The organism is Thauera linaloolentis 47Lol = DSM 12138 (genome assembly GCF_000310205.1).
Classification (GTDB): domain Bacteria; phylum Pseudomonadota; class Gammaproteobacteria; order Burkholderiales; family Rhodocyclaceae; genus Thauera; species Thauera linaloolentis.
Genome location: NZ_AMXE01000008.1, coordinates 75,798 through 90,637, shown reverse-complemented (window position 1 = coordinate 90,637; position 14,840 = coordinate 75,798). Strand labels below are relative to the sequence as shown.

Here is a 14,840-nt window from a genome sequence, read left to right as displayed (position 1 = left end):
GCAGGTGCTGCCGCGCCTGACGCTGGCCGGCGTCGCCGCCGAGACTGCCGGCGCGCGCGCCTGCGTCGCGGTCGACACCGGGCTGGGCCACCTCGCCGCGGCGCTGGCGGTGCCGACGGTATCGCTGTACGGTCCGACCAATCCCGGCTTCACCGGCGCCTGGGGCTTCGCCCAGCACCACCTGGCATCGGATTTCGCCTGCGCGCCCTGCCTGAAAAAGCAGTGCAGCTATGTGCCGACGGCGGAGGAGAAGGTACGGCCGGATTTCGCACTCACCCAGCCGCCCTGCTTCACCCAACTGCCGCCCGAGCGCGTCTGGCACGAGCTGGCCGTGCTGCTGGGCAGGCAGACCCCTGTTCCATCCACGTCCACGATTACATCCGCCAGCGCATCTTCCGCCGCACTTGCCGCCGCGCCTGCCAGCGCAGCGCCCTCCACCGAGGCCCGCTGATGCAACTTGCCTTCTGCCTGTACAAGTTCTTTCCCTTCGGCGGCATGCAGCGCGATTTCCTGCGCATCGCCCAGGCCTGCCAAGCGCGCGGCCACGCGATCCGGGTGTATGTGCTCGAATGGCAGGGCGAGGCGGCGCCCGGCTTCGAGGTGGTGCATGTGCCGGCGCGGGCGCTGTTCAACCACCACCGCTACCGCAAATACACCGACTGGGTGCAGGCCGACCTCGCCCGCCGGCCCGCCGACCGCGTGGTGGGCTTCAACAAGATGCCGGGGTTAGACGTGTATTACGCCGCCGACCCCTGCTTCGAGGACAAGGCGCAGACGCTGCGCAATCCGCTGTACCGGCTCGGCGGCCGCTACCGCCATTTCGCCGCTTACGAACGCGCGGTGTTCGGGCCGGACAGCCGCACCGAGATCCTGATGATCTCCAGCGTGCAGCAGCCCTTGTTCGTGAAGCACTACGGCACGCCGGCCAGCCGCTTCCACCTGCTGCCGCCTGGGATCGCGCCGGACCGCCGCGCGCCGCCGAACGCGGCCGGCATCCGCGCCGATTTCCTCCGTGAATTCGGTCTGGGAGAGGAGGATCTGCTGCTGGTGCAGATCGGCTCCGGCTTCAAGACCAAGGGCGTCGACCGCAGCCTGAAGGCGCTGGCCGCGCTGCCCGATGCCCTGAAGCACCGCACCCGGCTGATGGTGATCGGCCAGGACGACCCCAAGCCCTTCAAGCTGCAGGCGGCCGCGCTCGGCCTGGGCGAGCGCGTCGAATTCCTGAAAGGGCGCAGCGACGTGCCGCGCTTCCTGCTCGGCGCCGACCTGCTGATCCACCCCGCCTACAACGAGAACACCGGCACCGTGCTGCTCGAAGCCGTGGTCGCCGGGTTGCCGGTGCTGGCGACGGCGGTGTGCGGCTACGCCCACTACATCGACGACGCCGATGCCGGCCGCGTCGTACCCGAGCCCTTCGCCCAGGACGGGCTCGACCGCACGCTGGCCGACATGCTGGCCGACGGCGACGCGCGGCGGCGCTGGCAGGCCAACGGCCTCGCCTTTGCCGGCCAGGCCGACCTCTACAGCCTGCCCGAGCGCGCCGCCGACGTAATCCTGGGCCTGCCGGCGACAGGACGAAGCGCATGAGTGCCGTCGCCCCGCCGTCCGAAGGCGGCGCTCTCCTCCCACGGGAAAGTGGTCGCACCAGCAACCGGAGGGTCGTCCAGTGAGCACGCTACACCTCGACGAACCCTTCCGCAGCCTGTGGCAGGGCCGCGACGCCTTCGACGCGGTCGAGGCCCTGCAAGGCGAAGTCTTCCGCGAACTCGAAGGCCGCCGCACGCTGCGCACCGAAGCCGGAGGCAGGGCGTATTTCGTCAAGATCCACCGCGGCATCGGCTGGGGCGAGATATTCAAGAACCTGCTGTCGCTGCGCCTGCCGGTGCTCGGCGCGCGCAACGAATGGGAGGCCATCGCCCGCCTGAAGCAGGTCGGCGTCGCCACCATGCATGCCGTGGCCTACGGCGAGCGCGGCGCGAACCCGGCGCGCCGGCATTCCTTCATCGTCACCGAGGCGCTCGCGCCGACGATCAGCCTCGAAGACTACTGCCGTGACTGGCCCGTGCAGCCCCCGCCACCCGCGCTGAAGCGCGCGCTGATCGCCCGCGTGGCGGACATGGCGCGGCGCATGCACGAAGGCGGCATGAACCACCGCGACTTCTACCTGTGCCACTTCCTGCTGCACACCGATCCGCCACCCACGCCGGACGCGCTGCGCCTATCGCTGATCGACCTGCACCGCAGCCAGGTACGCGATGCCACGCCGCGCCGCTGGCGCGACAAGGATCTGGCGGGGCTGTATTTTTCGGCGCTGAACATCGGCCTGACACAGCGCGACCTGCTGCGCTTCCTGCGCGGCTATTTTGCGCGCCCCTTGCGCGACACGCTGCGCGAGGAAGCCGCCCTGCTGCGCACACTGGCACAACGGGCGGAGAAGCTGCAGGCGCGCTACCTGCGCAAGTACGCACCGGGTGCGGCAAACGGCAACGGAGAAAGCAGGTGAGCACTGCCGCCCGCCCGCCCGAACAAGGCGAAAGGCCGCGCCGGCAGCAGGCAGGCCATCCGGCAGGCAATGCCGCATCGCCCCCCGCTTGCGCGCAGACCGCCGAGGCGCTGCGCGCCGCCGGGCGCAGCCCGCCCCTGCCGTTCGCCGTGCGCCTCGCGGACGGACGCATGCTGACGCTGCACCGACTGCTGCGCGTGCTGCCGGGCAAGCGCCTGGTCGGCGAAGCCGGATTCGGCGGCCGGCGCGTGCTGGCCAAGCTGTTCATCGCGGCCGGCAGCGCGCGGCACTGGCAGCGCGAGCGCCAGGGCATCGACGCGCTGGTGGCCGCAGGCATCCCCACGCCCACACTGCTGCATGCCGGCGAACTCGCCGGCGGCGGCCATGTGCTGCTGACGGATTTTCTTGCCGACGCGGCGAGCCTGGACGAACGCTGGCAGACCGTCGCCCACCTGCCCGCGGGCGATGTGGCCGCCTTGGCCGTGCTGCGCCCCGCCTTTGCCATGCTCGGCCGCCTGCATGCGCACGGGCTGACGCAGGAGGACCTGCATCTGGGCAACTTCCTCCTCAGCGGCGGCGAACCGATGGTCATTGACGGCGATGCGGTACGTGCCCTGGCGCCCGGCCGCCCGCTGCCGGCCGGCGACGCCATCGCCAACTTCGCCATCCTCGCGGCGCAACTCCCGTCCACGTGGGATGAACACCTGGCCTGCCTGATCGATATCTGGCGCGAAGGCGGCGGCGATGGCCTGCCCGCGCTCGACCCCGTGCCACTGCGCAATGCGATCGCCCGCATCCGCGCGGTGCGGCTCCGGGATTTCCTCGCCAAGACGAAACGCGACTGCACGCTGTTCCAGGCCGAAAGGCGCTTCGACCGCCTGGCGATCGCCGTGCGCGACGAGGCCGAACGACTGGCGGACGTACTGGCCAACCCGGATGGCGCGATCGCCCGCGGCAGCGTGCTGAAGGACGGCGGCACGTGCACGGTGGCAAGGCTGGAACGGGACGGCCAGGCGCTCGTCATCAAGCGCTACAACATCAAGAGCGCCCGCCATGCCCTGTCGCGCGCCTGGCGGCCGAGCCGGGCCGCGCATTCGTGGGCGGAAGGCCACCGACTGGCCTTTCTCGGCATCGCCACCCCGGCGCCGCTGGCAATGATCGAGGAGCGCGCGGGGCCGCTGCGCCGCCGGGCCTGGATCGTCAACGCCTGGTGCCCCGGCCAGGACCTGGCCACGCACCTGGCCGGCCATGTGCATGACGGCCCGCCGCCGGCCGAGGCCGAGGCCCTGCGCACCTTGTTCGCCACCCTCCATCGCGAACGCATCTCGCATGGCGACTTGAAGGCCACCAACCTGCTGTGGCATGCGGGGCGCATCGTGCTGATCGACCTCGATGCCATGCAGCAGCATCGCAGCGCGGCATCCCATGCCCGCGCCTGGCGCCGCGACCGCGCCCGCCTGCTGCGCAACTGGCCGGCGGACAGCGCGCTGTGGCGCTGGCTCGACGCCCACCTTCCCCCAGCCTGAAGCCGGCAGAGGTGGGACTGATATGGCATTACTCATATAATCAATACGGTTCATTTAGTACGCTCCCCGTCACTGTAGGAGCAGCTTTAGTCGCGAATGCCTGTTCAGTAAATGCGCCATATCTTTCGCGGCTGAAACCGCTCCCACGGAAACGAGCCGCCACGCTTGTCTGAACCGTATTGCAGCTAAAATACACCTGTAATGTTCCAGGCGTATGGGCATGCCAGGCAAGAGAACCGACTATCTCGCTCTGCGTGGCGGCGCCGAAGTCATCGAAGCCGATGGCCACGGCGAGAAGGTGCTGCGGCTTCCCGACGGCAGCTACCTCAAGGTCTTCCGGCGCAAGCGGCTGTTGTCGTCTGCAGCGTGGTACCCCTATGCGCAGCGCTTCGTGGACAACGCGGCCTCGCTTGCCCGGCTGGGCGTTCCCTGTCCGCGGGTGATCCACGTCCATCGCTTTCCGATCATCCGCCGCGACGTGGTTCATTACCATCCCCTGCCCGGCATCACGCTGCGCCAGATCGTGCGGGACGCCGGCCCGGAAACCGATGCCCCCGCCCTGCGCGCCCGGCTCGGCCGCTTCGTCGCGGAACTGCACGGGCTCGGCATCTTCTTCCGCTCCATCCACCTGGGCAACATCGTTCTCGGCGAATCCTGTCGACTCGGCCTGATCGACATCGCGGACATGAAGATCGGCAGCCGGCCGCTCTCCCGCTTCAAGCGCAAGCGCAATTTCGCCCATCTGCTGCGCTATCGCGAAGACCGGGCCTGGCTGCTGGCCGACGGCGGCAAGGCCTTCGCCGAAGCATATGCCCTGCAGGCGGGCACAGGCTATGCGGCGCCAGACCTGCAGGCGTGGCTCGACGCTACCGACGGCGCGGAGCGCTGAACCGGCGCCGCGCCGCTCAATCCACCTCGCGGAACTGGTGCGCGTGCAGGCCGGCGTAATGTCCGCCGGCGGCCAGCAGTTCCGCATGGGTGCCGCGCTCGACGATGCGGCCATGGTCCATGACCAGAATCAGGTCGGCCTTCTCGATGGTCGACAGCCGGTGGGCGATCACCAGCGTGGTGCGGCCGGTCGTGGCGCGGTCCAGCGCCGCCTGGATATGGCGCTCGGATTCGGTGTCGAGTGCGGAGGTGGCTTCGTCCAGGATCAGGATGGGCGCGTTCTTGAGCAGCGCACGCGCGATGGCCAGGCGCTGGCGCTGGCCGCCGGAGAGTGTCACGCCGTTTTCGCCGATCTCGGTATCCAGCCCCTGCGGCAGGCGGTCGATGAACTCCTTGGCGTAGGCGGCCTCGGCCGCGGCCTCGATCGCCTCGCGCGGAGTACCGGCGAGGTCGCCGTAGGCGATATTGTTGGCCACGGTGTCGTTGAACAGGGTCACCTGCTGGGTGACGAGAGCGATGTGGCGGCGCAGGTTGCGCAGGCGGTAGTCGCGGGCCTCGACGCCGTCGATCAGGATCTGCCCCTCACCATAGTCGTAGAAACGCGGGATGAGGTTGGCGAGCGTGGACTTGCCGCTGCCCGAGCGACCGACCAGGGCCACCATGCGGCCCGGCGGGATGTCGACATCGATGTCCTGCAGCACCGGTTGCGCCATCCCCGAGTAGCGGAAAACCAGCCCCTTGATTTCGACATGCCCCTGCAGGCGGTCGCGCTCCACGGTACCGGTGTCTACTTCCGGCGCCTCGTCGAGCTGCTCGAAAATGCTCTCGGCGCCGGCAACCCCGCGCTGGATGGTGGAGCTGACCTCGGACAACTGGCGGATCGGCTTCGGCAACAGGCCGGCCGCGGTGATGTAGGCCACCAGGTCGCCCGCGGTGGCATCGCCACGCAACAGCAGTACGAGGAAAAGCACCACCGCCATCGCGCCATAGGTGACGACCTGCAGGCTGGGGGTAAAGACGGCGTTGGTCTTGACCATCTTCAACTGCTTCTTCGTGTTGTCGACACTGGCACGGACGAAGCGCCCGGACTCGTAGGTTTCGCCGCCGAAGCTGCGCACCACCCGGTAGCCCTGGATGCTCTCGGATGCGACATGCGTCAGGTCGCCCATCGCCACCTGGATGCGCTTGGCCTGCTTGCGGAACTTGCGGCTGGCGCGGCTCACCAGCACGCCGATTACCGGCAGCACCGCGACCATCACCAGGGTCAGTTTCCAGTTCATCCACAGCAGGTAGATGACCAAGAAGATCGCGGTCAGCCCCTCGCGGAACACGACCTTGATCGCATCCGTCGCCGCCCCGGTGACCATCGTCACGTTGAAGGTGATGCGCGAGATGAGGTGGCCGGAGTTGTGCTGGTCGAAGTAGCGGTTGGGCAGGTTCAGCAGGCTGTCGAACAGGCTGACACGCAGGTCGTGCACCAGGCCGAGGGAAACGCGGGCAAGGAAATAATTGCCGAGATACGACCCCAGGCCCTGCCACAAGGCGATCAGCACGATCATCAACGGCACGGCTTTCATCAGCGAAACGCCGTCCACGAAACTCCACCCCAGATCGAGCGCAGCCGAGGGATCGGTGAGGCCGTCGACGAAATACTTCATCACCGCCGCCAGCATCGGCTGGGACGAAGCGAAGATGATGAAACCGAGGATGCTGACGACGAACGTGCCGATGTAGGGGCGGACGTAGCCCAGGAGGCGGAGGTAGATGCGGAGGCTGGACGCACTCCGGCCGTCAGGACGACTCATCGATAAAGGAAGCTTGTGGCTAAGAAATTGAGAACAGGGCCAGCCGGATGGTAGCACGCAGAAAACGACAACCTTCTCCCACCACCGGCACCGTTCCTACCCGATACCTCGCTTGACGGGTCATGAAATCATCGCAATGGCGACATGCACCTCAACAATCCCCTCACTGTCTTCATATTCCAGTATCTGAATGGTATTTCTCTCACCAATTCCCAAGCCAGGTTCTTATCGTCACGCGCGCACTTGAGCAGCATCGAATTCAGAAAGCGGGCGCAGACACGCGCATAGGATGGGTGATCGCGGAACTGATCATATGTCTTGAGTACGTTGTCTATCATGAAACGCCTGTTCTTGTAGGTATTGGTCTCATGCACCCGATACTGGGCCAGCATGTCGGGAAGAACATCGATGAAGTATCCCGCACGGGTGATCTTCAATGCGATGAGCAAATCCTCCAGGCGTATCTCGGGGTCGAAGCCCCCTACCCGATCCAGTGCTTCCTTGCGAAACAACAACGTGGGCGCCGGTGCGCCCGGTATGTCCGAATCAAAGACGTCTTCGAAGCTCAGCCTGCGGAAAGAACGCACTCGCTCCCGCCTGGCAATGACACGCCCTTCGCCATCGATGCTCTGGATGTTTCCCGCGCAGATCCCGACCTCAGGCTTGTCCGCCAGGTAAGCCACCTGGATGGCCAAGCGGTCGGGCATCATGATGTCGTCCGAACCGAACGGCGCGATCAGGCTGCCCCGTGCCCGGGCGACACAATCATTGAGTGTCCGCGCCAAGCCCTGATTGGGCTGCGCACGAAAATCGAACCCATACCGGGCTTGCAGGCCCCGAATCCGCTCGACGCTGTCGTCGGACGAACCATCATCGACCACCAGCAATTCCACGCTCGGATACGTCTGCGCCAGAACGCTGCCGATGCTCGCTTCGATATAGGGCGCATGGTTGTAGGAGGCGATGATGACGGTAACGAGAGGCGCCTCAGCCACGCCAGCCCCCTTGAACAAGCAATTCATCCAGCAAGCCCTTGTACTGGCAACGGAACGTTTCGATGGAATGGGCCGCGCGCAAATAAGCATAGGCACGCTCACCCTCGGCCGCGCGCTGCTCCTGCGGCAGTGCCAGAACGTCCGTCAGGCAGGCAGCAAGCGCCTGAGCATTCCCGGACGGAAACACCCGTCCGCCGCAATCCTCGAGGATGGGGCGCAGGCTGTCGATATCGCTGCCCACGACGGGCAGGCGGCCACTCATGCCTTCGAGCAGCGCGAGCGGCAGGCCTTCGCTGGTCGAAGGCATCACGAACACATCGAACGCACGGACATATTGCAGAGCGTCATCCCTGCTCCCCAGCAAGCGCACTTGATCCTGCATGTCGTGCCGCGCGATGAGCGCCTCAAGTTCGGCACGCGAGCGTCCCTCGCCGATGATCGCCAGCATGGCCTGCGGGTGGTCATGCCGAATCCGGGCGAACGCCTCCAACAGATGGATATGCCCCTTCACAGGAACGAGACGCCCGATCGTGCCAAAGATGAAGCGCCCGGGATCGAGGCCGAGGCGTTCGCGCGCGTCCTCTCGCGAATGCTGCAAACGCTCGGCACGATCTATGTCGATTGCATTATTGATCTGGCGGACCTGGGCATCGGCCAGACCGGCGCCGCAATGCAGCAGATCGTCGCGCACCGCGCGTGATACGCCCACCAAACGCCATGCCGGCGTGATGAGCGCGCGCATCGCCCAACGCCTATAGGCACGGTCGTACTCTCCCAAGCCGTGCAGGACACCGATACAGGCAGGAACGCGCAACCACCGGTTCAACAGCATCAGCATGCTGATGGGCTTGAAGCGATGGACGATGATCGCGTCGTAGCGCTGGTCCCTGCAATGCTTGTACAAGGCCCACAATGGACCCAGACGCAGCCCCTTGGTCGCCCCCTTGTCGAACTCGAAGTAGATCGAGCGCACCGCCCGGCTTTCGGGCTCTCCGGCTGCGGGGCGGCCGCGCAGGAAAGCAGTCGTCACTTCGTATTGGCCGGCGGGCAATCCCTCGATGACCTGTTCCGCCAGATCCGATGCGCTGACGTTATAGCGGTTCTGCAGTTGCAGAATCTTAAGCGGACGGCTCATGCGCGCCCCCTCAGCCATAAGCGCAGCGCCTTACGCGAATACGCGGTCTTGAAAAGCACACGCCAATCCTGCGCCAGCGCGCGGCGAAAGTACTCACGCGCCGCCGCCGCGTCGCCCGCCAGATATGCGCTGCGAAACAGTGACAGGCAGCGCTGCACATAGTAGGCAGGCCGCAATGCCTCGAAGCCGGCCCCCAGCCGTTGGGGCGAAAACACTTCGTCCACCAGTGCCAGCCCGCCGGCCTTCGCATGGCTGAACTGATGGCGCAGGCTGTCGTCGTGCTTGTAGATGAGGGCCTGCGGTCTGGCCAGAACGGTGCAGGGATAGTGCGCCAGAACTTGGGTGAAAACCGGGATGTCCTCCGCACTGCGGAAATGCTCCGGATACGCACCTCGCTCGAACACCTGCTTGTGCATGGCGCAGGCGCCATTCGTCAGGCTGATGTGCTTATCCAGCAGGTAGCCCTTCACCCGGCCGAACGGATCGGCCGGCAGTTCGGCCGGCAAGTGCATGCGCCTGCGGCCTCCGGCCTCGATCGCATCGTGTCCGCCAACCACCAAGCGGGTCTCGGGATGAGCGCCGACATGAGCCGCAAAAGCAGCCAGTGCGCCAGGCAGCATCTCATCGTCTGCATCGAGAAACACCAGGTAGCCGCCCCGAGCCTCGCGGATACCCCGATTCCTCACCGACGACAGGCCGCCGTTTTCCTTGCGGATGGCGCGAAACCGGCCCGGATGCGCCTTGCACAAGGCGTCGATCACCTGCGGCGTTGCGTCGGTCGAGCCGTCGTCGATGACGATCAGTTCGGCCGGCCCGTCATCCAGTTGCGGCAGCACTGAGGCGACGGCCCGGGCCAGAGTCGCCGCATAGTTGTAGGCCGGAATGACAACCGTGATCAGCGGCTCAGGCAGGCTCATTCTCGTGAGCCTCGGCCTTCACCACCAGCACGTCCTCCATGATCAGATACTGCAGATCCGAGCCGAAGAACATGTCGAGCGCATCCTTCGGCGAGCAGATCATCGGTTCGCCGCGGCGGTTGAGCGAAGTGTTCAGCACCACGCCATTGCCCGTCAGTTCCTCCAGCGCCTTCATCAGGTCGTAGTAGCGCGGATTGAACTCGCGCTTCAGCACCTGGGCGCGCGCGGTGCCGTCCTCGTGCACCACTTCGGGCACGCGCGTCTTCCACTCTTCCGCCACTTCGAAGGTGAAGGTCATGAAAGGCGCAGGATGTCCGGTCTGCAGCATCTGCGGGCCGACGGTGTCGAGCATGCTGGGGCAGAAGGGGCGCCAGCGCTCGCGGAACTTGATCTGCTCGTTGATGCGGTCGGCCACACCGGCCGCGCTCGGGCAGCCGAGAATGGAGCGCCCGCCCAGCGCGCGCGGGCCGAACTCCATGCGGCCCTGGAACCACGCTACCGGGTGGCCGTCGGCCAGTATCCGGGCAATGCGTCGCGGCACGGCGGCGTCGCCATCGGCGATCACCTCCCAGTTTGGCCGAGACGGGTGCTTGGCGCAGGCGGCGATGACTTCTTCGTTGATATAGCGCGGGCCGAGATAGACGTGCTCCATCTTCTCGACCGGCACACCGCGTTTCACCGACACGTATGACGCCGCCCCCACCGCGGTGCCGGAATCCCCCGAAGCGGGCTGCACAAAGAGCTCCTTGACCTCCGGGCGAGCGATGATCTTCTGGTTGAGCTTGACGTTGAGCGCGCCGCCGCCGGCGAAGGCCAGTCGGCCCGTCTCGCGCAGGATGTCGCCCAGGTAGTGGTCCATCATCTGCAGTGCGAGATCCTCGAACAGCTTCTGCATGCTCGCGGCGTAATGGATGTAGGGGTCGTCGGCGATGTCGCCGTGGCGCATCGGGCCGAGCCATTCGATGAGCTTGGGCGAGAAGTAGTAGCCCTTGCCCTTCTCCTTGTAGCGGCGGAAGCCGATCACGTTGGCGTACTCGGTGTCGATGACCAGTTCGCCGTTCTCGAACCTGGCCAAGCGCGAGAAATCGTATTTCGTCGCATCGCCGTAGGGCGCCATGCCCATCACTTTGTACTCGCCGTCGAGCATCTCGAAGCCGAGGTACTCGGTGATCGCACCGTACAGCCCGCCGAGCGAATCCGGATCGTAGAACTCCTTGATCTTGTGGATGCGGCCGTTCTCGCCGTAGCCGAAGAAAGTGGTCGCGTACTCGCCCTTGCCGTCGATGCCCATGATCGCGGTCTTTTCGGTGAAACCGGAGCAATGGTAGGCGCTGGAAGCATGCGCAAGGTGGTGCTCGACCGGCTCGATCTTCACCTTCTTCAGGTCGAAACCGAGCTGCAAAAGGCACCATTCGATGCGCTTCTTGTAGCGGCGGAAGCGCCGGTTGCCGGCCAGGATCGCATCCAGCCCGCGATCGGGCGCGTACCAGTAGCGCTTGGCGTAGTGCCAGCGCGCCTTGCCGAACAGGCTGACCGGCGCGAACGGAATCGCCACCACATCCACGTCGGCGGGCTCGATGCCGGCAAAGTCGAGGCAGAACCTGGCCGATTCGTAGGGCATGCGGTTCTTGGCATGCTTGTCGCGGACGAAGCGTTCTTCTTCCGCCGCCGCGACGAGCTTGCCGTCGATGTAGAGCGCGGCGGAGGGGTCGTGGGTGAGCGCGCCGGAAAGGCCGAGGATGGTGAGGGACAAGGATCTGCCTCTGGAGGATGAGTGGCAGGCCGACGCACGAACGCCAGCCAGTTCGGCGGGGATTATAGCGCGCAGTGGCTGGGGACATTCCTGCTGCTGGAAGCGGCTCCCCATAGCCAGCAGTATGGTTCGCGCGCCAAGGGCACGCACCGACCGGGCTCGGACATCGACATCTGCCTGGTCGCCCCCACGCTAGCGCTGCCCGATCTGCTTCGGCTGGACATGGAGATCGACGAACTGCTGCTGCCATGGCAAATCGACCTGAGCCTCTGGCACCAGATCGACAACCCGGCACTGCTCGATCACATCCGGCGCGTTGGCGTCGATCTGGGAGCCGGCTGCCCCCCGCCACCACGCCATTAACATATACCGCTTCGTTAAGGCCCCTGCGCCCTGACGAACTATTACCATTGCCTTGTTCTTGAAACGCGTATCCCCATGAGATAATGCCGGCCTACAGCCTACAGTACAGTCTCTCCATGCAAACACCTCAGCCGCCCCAAGCCTACGATGATGAAATCGACCTGCGCCAACTCGTCCGCACCATCTGGCAGCAGAAAGCCCTCATCATCGGCATCGCGGCCGTAGGTGCGGCCCTCGGCGTCGGAGCAAGCATCCTGTCGACCAAGTACGTCTCCGACGGTTTGTTTCTGACCCCCGGCGTGTCCGCCCCTAACTACAAACGCTTCCAGAGCGTGCTCTCCAGCGGCGCCCGCCTGCAGCAGTTTCTGCACAACACGAATCTGGTCGATACTGCGGACGGCAAGCTGCTCCACGCTCTGGCAGACAACCCCGACGGCCTCAAGAATGCGCTCGAGCCGGAATTCGCCTTTACTGACAAAGACCAGAAAGCTTTTGGCGTAAAACTGACCGAAGATGAACAAGCCGGCGTCATGATCGGGATACGCATCCAGTTCGCACACAAGGAGCCCACACAAGGCAGCCCGGTGCCCCTGCTGGCTGAATACGTCCGCGATACTGTCATCCGGGTCAACTTCGAAGGCACCATGCTGGCCCGCTGTGCCGACTTCCGCACCCGCGAACAAGAGTTGCGCAATGCCCAGATCGCCAACGACTTCGCCATCGGCCAAGAAGAAAAACGCGCAGCCACACTGCGCGACATCATTACCCGCACCCCGGGTGCGGCTGCCATCGACAACCGCCAGATCGTATCGCTGGACAAGGGCAGCGAACGCTTCCTGTCACCCGCCGCACAACTCACTGCGACGGAAATCCAGATAGCCGACATGAAGCTTGCCGACGTTCGCCGCGAGCGCGACCGCATTGCCAGCACCCTCAAGCGTGACTACTACTGCAAGGCACAAGACGCTCTACAGCAAGCGACGACCGGCCGGGCCTTTCTGAATGAGCTGATGAACATCCAGACCGCCGCATTCCAAAGCCAGGACAAGAGCATCGATATCGTCGAGCAGACATGGAACGAACTTGATGTCGAGCGCGAAAACTGGACCAATACCTACCTGCAGGGCATGCGCTTCGTCGCACCACCGGAAGGCACGGAGATCAAGCAACGTAAGCCCGGCCTGGCACTGGGCCTGGTGCTCGGCGGAGTCCTGGGTGGCATGCTGGGCATGTTCGTCGCACTGGTCCGCGCGTGGTGGAAGAACGATAACAAGCAGGACGAAGTACGCAGCCAGGCCTGACAGCCTCGCTCAGTCGTCCGCGCCGCCAGCTTTACACCGTGCCTTCCTCCATCAAGTGCCTTCTCAATCTCGCACTGCCCGCCGTCACGCTGGTAAGCAAGTTCGCGCTCATTTTCGTGCTGGCGAAATTTCTGGAGCCGGCCGAAATGGGGCTGTACGACCTGCTTTCGACCACAGTCTTCTACGTGTGGCTCGCCCCCACACAACACACGCTCGATTTCATCTTCGCCTTCTATGCTATTGGCATACTCGCCACCGCCTGCATGTTTGGCACCTCCCGCCTACAAGGGCTCGATCGCGCCTCCATGAAACGCGCAATCGACAGGCTAGAGCACCGCAGCTACACGCACCACTTCAGCCTGCTGTACTGGGCCGTTCTGGCCGCGGTCCTGTCCAGGATCAGCATGACTCCCCATTACGGACTCTACGCACGCCGAAAAGATCGGCCTATCATTTTCAGTCATCTGGCCTCGTTGCAGATCTTCTTTCTTGCAGGCTTTGCATTCGTTCCACTACTCGCCATGGCTGCCGTACCGGCAGCCATGGCTTTGGCGTTCCTGTTCCTGCTGCTCACCAAGTTCGTCACGTTCAAACGCTGCGGCCCGCTTATCGCCCCCCTTTAATTCCATTTATCGCTTCACGGACACCTTCCCATGCTCACCAACCAGACCATTCTCGTCACCGGCGGCACCGGCTCCTTCGGCCACACTTTCGTCCCGATGACGTTGGCCAAGTACAACCCCAGAAAGATCATCATCTTCTCACGCGACGAGATGAAGCAATGGGAGATGGCCAAGCTGTTCCAGGGTGATTCACGGGTGCGGTTCTTCATCGGCGACGTGCGCGACAAGGATCGCCTCTACCGCGCACTCGACGGCGTCGACTATGTCGTCCATGCTGCAGCGACCAAGATCGTTCCGACCGCCGAGTACAACCCCTTCGAGTGCATCAAGACCAACATCAACGGAGCCATGAACCTCATCGATGCCTGTATCGATAAAGGCGTCAAGCGTGTCGTTGCACTCTCTACCGACAAAGCCAGCAGCCCGATCAACCTTTACGGCGCAACCAAGCTCGCATCGGACAAGGTTTTCGTGGCCGGCAATGCCTACGCTGGCGGCCATGCCACCCGCTTCGCCGTGGTGCGCTACGGCAACGTCATGGGTTCGCGCGGCTCGGTCATTCCCTTCTTCCTGTCCATCGGGGACAAAGGCGTGCTACCGATCACCGACGCACGCATGACCCGCTTCATGATATCTCTCGAACAAGGCGTCGAACTCGTCTGGCACGCCTTCGACGACATGGAAGGCGGTGAGATCTACGTCAAGAAAATCCCGTCGATGAAAGTCACCGAACTCGCCAAGGCCGTTGCCCCAGAAGCCGCCCACGAATTCGTCGGCATTCGTCCGGGCGAAAAGCTGCATGAACAGATGATCGGCGAAGAAGACTCGTTCTATACATACGAGTACCCGGAACACTTCAAGATCCTGCCCGCCATCAACGGCTGGGACACCAGCCCCGAGCGCATCAAGGACGGCAAGAAAGTCATCGAGGGCTTCAGCTACACCAGCGACAACAATACTGAGTGGATGAGCATCGCCGAGCTACAAACCTGGGTTTCCGCCAACCAGAACAAAATCGGAAAGATCTGAAG

General features: G+C 64.5%; 14 protein-coding genes. 9 read left to right on the top strand and 5 right to left on the bottom strand.

The annotated features are described in order from the left end of the window. The 5 genes from C666_RS04425 to C666_RS04405 form a co-directional block, all read left to right on the top strand. A partial coding sequence (locus C666_RS04425; RefSeq protein WP_004334264.1) for a glycosyltransferase family 9 protein occupies window positions 1-451 on the top strand: 451 nt, incomplete at its 5' end. Beyond that, the gene (locus C666_RS04420; protein WP_004334262.1) at window positions 451-1,587 is read left to right on the top strand and encodes a glycosyltransferase family 4 protein; all 1,137 of its coding nucleotides are present in this window, start codon (window positions 451-453) and stop codon (window positions 1,585-1,587) included. The genes C666_RS04425 and C666_RS04420, both read left to right, overlap by 1 nt. 79 nt (window positions 1,588-1,666) lie before the next feature. Next, window positions 1,667-2,503 carry a lipopolysaccharide core heptose(I) kinase RfaP gene (rfaP, locus tag C666_RS04415; RefSeq protein WP_004334260.1) on the top strand — a complete coding sequence of 279 codons (837 nt, stop codon included), beginning with the start codon at window positions 1,667-1,669 and terminating at the stop codon, window positions 2,501-2,503. Continuing rightward, on the top strand, window positions 2,500-4,029 hold the full coding sequence (locus C666_RS04410) for a lipopolysaccharide kinase InaA family protein (protein WP_004334258.1): 1,530 nt from the start codon (window positions 2,500-2,502) through the stop codon (window positions 4,027-4,029). The genes rfaP and C666_RS04410 overlap by 4 nt, the downstream gene beginning before the upstream one ends. Before the next feature lie 220 nt (window positions 4,030-4,249). Continuing rightward, window positions 4,250-4,918: a BUD32 family EKC/KEOPS complex subunit gene (locus C666_RS04405; RefSeq protein ID WP_004334257.1), complete on the top strand. Its 669-nt coding sequence runs from the start codon at window positions 4,250-4,252 to the stop codon at window positions 4,916-4,918. A 16-nt stretch (window positions 4,919-4,934) separates the two neighbouring features. Here C666_RS04405 and msbA read toward each other — a convergent pair whose 3' ends face one another. The 5 genes from msbA to C666_RS04380 form a co-directional block, all read right to left on the bottom strand. Beyond that, window positions 4,935-6,722 carry a lipid A export permease/ATP-binding protein MsbA gene (msbA, locus tag C666_RS04400; protein ID WP_004334255.1) on the bottom strand — a complete coding sequence of 596 codons (1,788 nt, stop codon included), beginning with the start codon at window positions 6,720-6,722 and terminating at the stop codon, window positions 4,935-4,937. A gap of 128 nt (window positions 6,723-6,850) precedes the next feature. Continuing rightward, entirely contained in the window at window positions 6,851-7,717 is an 867-nt protein-coding gene (locus C666_RS04395) for a glycosyltransferase family 2 protein (RefSeq protein WP_245603873.1), read from the bottom strand. Next, window positions 7,710-8,852, bottom strand: coding sequence for a glycosyltransferase (locus C666_RS04390; protein ID WP_004334251.1), 1,143 nt, complete (start codon window positions 8,850-8,852; stop codon window positions 7,710-7,712). The genes C666_RS04395 and C666_RS04390 overlap by 8 nt, the downstream gene beginning before the upstream one ends. Beyond that, window positions 8,849-9,769, bottom strand: coding sequence for a glycosyltransferase family 2 protein (locus tag C666_RS04385; RefSeq protein ID WP_004334250.1), 921 nt, complete (start codon window positions 9,767-9,769; stop codon window positions 8,849-8,851). Before C666_RS04385 ends, C666_RS04390 begins: the two co-directional genes overlap by 4 nt. After that, the gene (locus C666_RS04380) at window positions 9,756-11,522 is read right to left on the bottom strand and encodes a carbamoyltransferase family protein (protein WP_004334248.1); all 1,767 of its coding nucleotides are present in this window, start codon (window positions 11,520-11,522) and stop codon (window positions 9,756-9,758) included. Before C666_RS04380 ends, C666_RS04385 begins: the two co-directional genes overlap by 14 nt. A gap of 21 nt (window positions 11,523-11,543) precedes the next feature. Between C666_RS04380 and C666_RS04375 the strand changes: the two genes are divergently transcribed. The 4 genes from C666_RS04375 (at window position 11,544) to pseB (ending at window position 14,838) form a co-directional block, all read left to right on the top strand. Further along, window positions 11,544-11,885 (top strand): nucleotidyltransferase family protein, encoded by a 342-nt coding sequence (locus tag C666_RS04375; RefSeq protein ID WP_004334247.1) that lies wholly within the window; start codon window positions 11,544-11,546, stop codon window positions 11,883-11,885. 83 nt (window positions 11,886-11,968) lie between these two features. Further along, window positions 11,969-13,186 (top strand): Wzz/FepE/Etk N-terminal domain-containing protein, encoded by a 1,218-nt coding sequence (locus C666_RS04370; protein WP_004334245.1) that lies wholly within the window; start codon window positions 11,969-11,971, stop codon window positions 13,184-13,186. A 38-nt stretch (window positions 13,187-13,224) separates the two neighbouring features. After that, window positions 13,225-13,809, top strand: a complete 585-nt coding sequence (locus tag C666_RS04365; protein ID WP_004334243.1) for a hypothetical protein — start codon at window positions 13,225-13,227, stop codon at window positions 13,807-13,809. 30 nt (window positions 13,810-13,839) lie between these two features. Further along, a complete protein-coding gene (gene pseB / locus C666_RS04360) occupies window positions 13,840-14,838 on the top strand; it encodes a UDP-N-acetylglucosamine 4,6-dehydratase (inverting) (protein WP_004334242.1) in 999 nt (332 codons plus the stop codon). The last annotated feature ends 2 nt before the right edge of the window (window positions 14,839-14,840 follow it).